The following is a 6059-nucleotide window of genomic DNA, read 5'->3' on the forward strand; positions in this document are numbered from 1 at the left end:
GACGGTGTCGGCATCAACTTCTCGATCGGTGCCATTATCCAATTTTCCTGCGCTGAATATCTTTGGACCATCGTCGTCCACCAGCGCAATTACCATCCCGTAGTTCTTGTGGTCAAAGGTCTCGTGTAAGAATTTTGGAACTTCGGGCAAACCGCGATGCCATGGGTGAACGAAGGCGAAGGAGCAAACGGGCTTGGACATCCGGCTTCATGCTGGGGGAACAGCTGGTTATTCGGCGTTCATTGGCTTCGAAAAGCGTCAGCGACGGGGTGTAGTCGTGCTTCTCAATCAACATGGAGAGTTGCATTCCGATCCGATTGGAAAGCTCGTCCTCGAAAGTGTGGCGTTGACTCCGCACATCGCCAGCACGCTTACGACAGGAAAGGAAGTCGTTGGTATTGGAACGAAACTCGAGTTTGATTCGCAAAGTCACTGCCTCCAGATTACAAAGATCATTCCGAATTCACCGGCGGAGGAGTTAGGGCTGACCGCCGGCTTGCTCGTGCAACAAATCGACGGTATTTCAACGACTCACAAGAGCGTCTTGGAATGTTCAGCTCTTATTCGGGGAGATGCGGGCACTAGCGTGCGGCTTGAAGTGTTCGACCCCACAAAAAAGGAGACACGGACGATTGAGTTAATCCGACGGAAAGTCAACATTTGAAGCGGCTTTCGCTATTTTTCCAAAGACTTTAGGCTAGGTGAGGAGATAATGCACATATGAGCGACTTGCACAATTCGCATATTGACGACCCCGATTTAATTGAATTTGGGCGGTCACTGTGCGTAGCCGCCGGGCAAAATCGTAGCTGTTCGTGGTAAGGTCGCGAAACGCTTCCCGGGCTAACTCCTTGATCTCAGCAACCGGCGGCAGAATTAGGCGGTTTTGCGGGGTGTCGGCTAGCAGCTGGCGCTCATGCAGACATTTCGTCTGCTGGACTTCGAGTGCTTTGAGTTCATCACGGACGCGGGTGCTATCATCCCCTCCGCGGATGAATTTCATCAAGTTGTCGATTTCGCGACCAGCAGAGTCGATTTTTCTGCTGATTTCCCACAGCTGATCTGTCTGTGCAGAATCGAATCTTTGAGCCTCACCGTTCACCATCGCTAAAAATTCTGGCTCGAAATCCGCAAGTGACTCAATCTGCGAAAAAACTGCCGCGGAGACCTTCTCCGTCGCCAGCGGACCATGGAGTGAGATGCCGTTCCAACACTTGTGCTCGCGCGCCCCCATGCACATCAGCCGGTCTTTTTGACCGTTTGCTCCAAACACATACTGCCGACCACAAATGCCGCAGTTGATACATTGGCCGGGGAAGCGCACCCGCTTCTTTGCATGATTGCGACAGGGATCGACGGATCCATGGCCATTCCGCCGAAATTTGGCGTTTCGCTCATCCGCTTTGGCAACTACCCGGTCGTAGTAAGCTGGTTCGAAAAACGCGAGATGGGGGACAGGACGGATCAACAATTCACTGGGATCGGCCGCCTCTGACTTGTATTTACCGGAGGCGTTATGGCGCTTGCTCCGCTTCTTATTGCGAAAGCGTACTCCTTTGAGAATCCAGTTGTGCGTAATGCGGGAAACGATACTTCCGGTCCATTTGTTAGCGCGGCAATATGGGCCAAGGGGCACAACCAATTTGTTCAGCCAGTCAGCGATCTCGGTGTAATAGGCACCGCGATCTAAGCGATTGAACCATTCGGCGTAGATCTTCTCCGCTTCAGGAAGCTTCTCTAGATCAACATCTGATTTGGCGCCAGGTTTTTTACGATACCCGTAAATCTGAACTGGGAGCGTGCCACCCTGCAGGAACCGATTGCGATGGGTCCGTTTGATCCGGTCGGAAGTGTCACGATTGGACCGCTCGTGATGCCAGGCCGAGAAAATGGAACGGTCCTGCCAGCCGTCTTCCGCCGTATCCACATGGTCATTGAGTGCTATCAACCGGGTGTTGTGATCGATGCATAACTCGCAGAACAGGTGAGCATGGATACGACGGACGATTCGCCCTAAGTCTTCACTGATGACCAGATCGAAGTGGTCGGATTCAACCAAGTCCATTAACTGAAGGTACTCCGCGCGTTCCAGGCATTCGCCGCTGCCAGAACCGGCCAGTACCGTAATTTTGAAGGGGAGGTCGATATTCCCCTTTAGCCACTTTTCAAGTTCAGCTTGTTGGTCATCGTTGGAGCGGATATCTTGTTTTCCCGCGCCTGGACTACTGACACGGCACGGGATCAAGACTTCCAGCGTGTGACCATTGCGGGGAATTAACGGCGGCTGTTGCGAACAATTGAAACGCACCATGACGAGACCTCCGTGTGGAAGGCTCGCCAGGCCGGAAAGGAATGACCCAGTGGGTCAATCAGACTGACCATTCCTGAGAGTCCGTGACAATTCGTGATTACCCGTGGTAAACCACAAGTCCAAGCCCAAAAACGGCTTGTTGACAAAAAGCCTGACTGTGATTTATCTTGCGGCAGTGGGGAACTAGAGTCCCAAATCCTCTCCGTTTTGAATTTCAGCAATTGCATTTCAGATAGTCCGTTCTTTGCGGTAGCGACACGATCGGAAGCAGCGAGATGACATCACCGAGTGACCTTTCAGGTGCCTATGATAGTCAAACTGTTGAGCGCGATTTTGATTAGCCTTGTGGCATTCGTTCATGCGGCAACGGCGCAAAATACCGAGCAAATATTTCCGCCCGCAAAACGGCCAATGCGCCCCACGCCTCCGACACGTGATCCTAATACGCTTGGGTATGTCACGGCCAAGGAATTGCCCGATGGCGACGTACCGTCGGCGGACACCGACGGAAATTTTATCATTGGTCTAACACACAATCGCACACTCGAAATGTCTGTGCAGGAGGGTGTTCCACAAGGAACCATCCATAATTTAACGGTGAGTTCGACCAGCAGCAAAATTTACCCTGGTATCGCTCGCGAAGCTGGTACATTTGGCACGGTCGATCCCGACGACCCGGCAAAGCTAGTCGTAACGACAAGCCATCCAGCTCCCTATACGCGCAAAATTGCCGTGTATGTCCCCAAGCAATACGTATCCGGCGTTGCCACGCCTTTTATTGTTGGAGCCGACGGACCTGACACGGCATTATTCACGGCTCTGGATAATTTAATTGCCGCGCACAAGGTGCCCGTGATGATTGCCATTTCGATTGGCAATGGCGGTGGAGATGCGCAGGGAAGCGAGCGTGGATTGGAATACGACACCATGTCGGGCCGCTTACGCCGAGTTTGTTGAAAACGAGATATTGCCCTTCGTAGAACAGCAATGTGATGTGAAATTGACGACCGACCCAGATGGCCGGGCAAGTATGGGTGGAAGCTCCGGCGGCTCGTGTGCAATGATCATGGCCTGGTATCATCCGGAACTTTATCATCGTGTGCTTACTTATTCAGGCACTTACATCAATCAGCAATGGCCATCGAACCCAGATACACCTCACGGTGCTTGGGAATTCCACGAGCATTTGATTCCGAACAGTCCCACAAAGCCATTGCGAATTTGGATGGAAGTTGGTGATCGAGATCTTTTGAATCCGAATGTAATGCGCGACAACATGCACGACTGGGTTGTGGCCAACGAAGACATGGCAAAGGTGCTGGCGGACAAAGGTTATCATTATCAGTTTGTTTTTGCTCATAATGCCGGGCACACCGACCGTAACGTAAAGCAACAAACCTTGCCCGAAGCCTTGGAGTATGTGTGGCGCGGCTATCCGATTGAAGGAGCGAAAAGTCAATAGCCACTTTTGCTATTTATTTGCCGGCGTTGATCAGTCACTGATCAGATGCTGCCCACAGAATTGCATCGCGAATAAGCGATCGGAAATCGGGATTATCGCACAGCGAGGCGCTGTGCCCGATAGCGATGTAAACCATCCGGCGATATTTTTCATTGATCCAAATCATAGGGTGATCGCCCATTGGCTTATTTTGCTTATACGTGGATTCATCTGCTGTGGCCAAAACGTGTACGCGGGGTCGAGGACTTTCGTTGAATTCATACCATTCGTCAGAAATCTGCATTTGCGCAGGAAGATTTTTTGTAACCGGATGTGAATGATCTTCAATTACAAGCGTGCCCTTCTGAAACTTGGGGTGTGGCGAGTAGGTTATTCCGCCTAGGAAGTCTTCAAACCATTGCCAGTAAGATATGTTTGGCGCCAGGAATTTTTTACCGGTCAATCCTGCAGCATGGATGCCGACCCACCCATGTCCTTGCTCGATGTATTTTTGCAAGGACAACTGCTGATCGGGCGACATATCAAAGGGAGCTTCCTGTAACTGCACGAATGCTTGATAGCGAGCCAAATTTTCGTCATTGAGAACTGTTGGATCGTCTGTAACGTCCACGCTGAAATTATTTTCAGCCGCCAACTTCTGAAGCATTGGCGTTGCAGCGGCAATCATCTCAAGATGGTCTTTGGCGCGGGATGTTAGGGCCAGCACCCTGAATATCGACCGAGGCGTGTTTGCTGGCAATTCTTGAGCAATTTCAACGCGAATTGAAATCACAACTAACAAAGCAGTGACAATTGCTTTGTAAATAGTGCGACGCATATCCAGAGACTTTCGAACCATAATTTTGCTAATCGCGACGATCGGTAGTCGACTTTGCGTCGATCGACTTTGTTTCCGATGGCGTTCGTAACAAAAACACTTCCCCTTTTGTGTCGGAGCTTTTTTTCGCCATGATCGACGCACGCGCGGTGTACGTTGCACCTGGTTTTAATTCTGCAATGCATAGAACGTAAGAATTTGCTTGAGATTTCGGACCAGAAAAGCCCGGATGTGCGTCGCGCATTAATTCCTTGCCATTCTCCAAAAGTACCACACTATTGATATCGATTTGATCCTTGCCTTCCAGGAATTCAAACCGCACTGCGTAATTTCCGGGTCCTAACAGGTGTGGCGTGATGAGAAAATCAACGTCTGTAGGTTGCTTCGATAACTGATCTGCGGGTCGCCATTGACCGATGAAAATAGCATGAGCCAGTGGATCGTCGTAATATTTCACTCCGTTGAGATCAAGACAATTGAAGTGTCTTACTAACCGCGATGCAAAATCAGGAAAATCGCCTCGATGCGAGGTCCACAGACATTCTGCCAGAGCAATGGCACGAGGAAAGGCCATGTAATCCAGCCGATCCTGAGTTGGAATGCGTTCTGTCCATAAGTTCCCCTGCGCGCCCAGAATGTGCTTGGCTTGCTCCGGAGTTAAATCTGCCGGCGTGGGCTCAAACGCATACACTTTATTAAGCGGAACTGTACTAACAAACAAAAAAGCCGATGACCCCTTCGGATTGCTTCCTACATCTGCGGTATGGTCAAAGTAACAGTTTGACTCTGGGGACATAATCACGTCGTGCCCTTGTGATGCCGCTGTTCGTCCGCCGGATATCCCCTGCCATGACATCACCGTTGCATCTGGCGCCAATCCGCCTTGCAGAATTTCGTTCCAACCAACCAATCGATGATGCTTGGTCTCGAGATATTTTTCCACTCGCTTGATAAAGTAGCTCTGCAATTCATTTTCATCTTTCAAGCCATTTTCCTGTATGCGCTTTTTACAATCAGAACAGTTTCTCCAACGATCCTTGGGGCATTCGTCTCCGCCCACATGTACGTAAGGGCCGGGAAATAATTCGCACACTTCATCAAGCACGTTCTCGATGAACGTAAAGGTCTCCTCCTTTCCTGGGCAATAAACATCCTTGAACACGCCCCATAATGCGCCTATTCTGAACGGTCCTCCAGTGCAAGAGAATTGGGGATAAGCAGCTAATGCAGCGGTGGAATGACCCGGCATTTCAATTTCTGGAACGACTGTCACATAACGAGCTGCGGCATAGGTCACAACCTCGCGAATGTCATCTTGGGTGTAATACCCGCCATATAACATGGAAGAGCCATCGGAGCTTGGTATTAATTTGATCGATTCAAGGTCTGACTTGTCGGCAGGGCGCCAGGCGCCAACGCTTGTTAGCAGTGGATACTTTTTGATTTCGATTCGCCAGCCTTGATCGTCG

7 protein-coding genes are annotated in these 6059 nt (G+C 50.5%); 3 read left to right on the top strand and 4 right to left on the bottom strand.

The annotated features are described in order from the left end of the window. Positions 1-201, bottom strand: a 201-nt coding sequence (locus VFE46_09730; protein HZZ28267.1) for a hypothetical protein, incomplete at its 3' end; no start/stop codon positions are given. Here VFE46_09730 and VFE46_09735 point away from each other — a divergent pair. Further along, entirely contained in the window at positions 194-664 is a 471-nt protein-coding gene (locus VFE46_09735) for a PDZ domain-containing protein (GenBank protein HZZ28268.1), read from the top strand. The two genes, VFE46_09730 and VFE46_09735, sit on opposite strands and share 8 nt — an antisense overlap. 33 nt (positions 665-697) lie before the next feature. Here the strand turns inward: VFE46_09735 and VFE46_09740 are convergent, their stop codons facing one another. Continuing rightward, positions 698-2311 carry a recombinase family protein gene (locus tag VFE46_09740; GenBank protein HZZ28269.1) on the bottom strand — a complete coding sequence of 538 codons (1614 nt, stop codon included), beginning with the start codon at positions 2309-2311 and terminating at the stop codon, positions 698-700. 411 nt (positions 2312-2722) lie between these two features. Here VFE46_09740 and VFE46_09745 point away from each other — a divergent pair, with 411 nt between their 5' ends. Continuing rightward, on the top strand, positions 2723-3268 hold the full coding sequence (locus VFE46_09745) for a hypothetical protein (protein ID HZZ28270.1): 546 nt from the start codon (positions 2723-2725) through the stop codon (positions 3266-3268). After that, positions 3219-3773: an alpha/beta hydrolase-fold protein gene (locus VFE46_09750; protein ID HZZ28271.1), complete on the top strand. Its 555-nt coding sequence runs from the start codon at positions 3219-3221 to the stop codon at positions 3771-3773. Before VFE46_09745 ends, VFE46_09750 begins: the two co-directional genes overlap by 50 nt. Before the next feature lie 34 nt (positions 3774-3807). Here VFE46_09750 and VFE46_09755 read toward each other — a convergent pair whose 3' ends face one another. Next, entirely contained in the window at positions 3808-4590 is a 783-nt protein-coding gene (locus VFE46_09755) for a ThuA domain-containing protein (protein HZZ28272.1), read from the bottom strand. Positions 4591-4618: 28 nt separating this feature from the next. Then, positions 4619-6059, bottom strand: a 1441-nt coding sequence (locus VFE46_09760) for a family 20 glycosylhydrolase (protein HZZ28273.1), incomplete at its 5' end; no start/stop codon positions are given.

Source organism: Pirellulales bacterium (assembly GCA_035656635.1).
In the GTDB taxonomy this organism is placed as follows: domain Bacteria; phylum Planctomycetota; class Planctomycetia; order Pirellulales; family JADZDJ01; genus DATJYL01.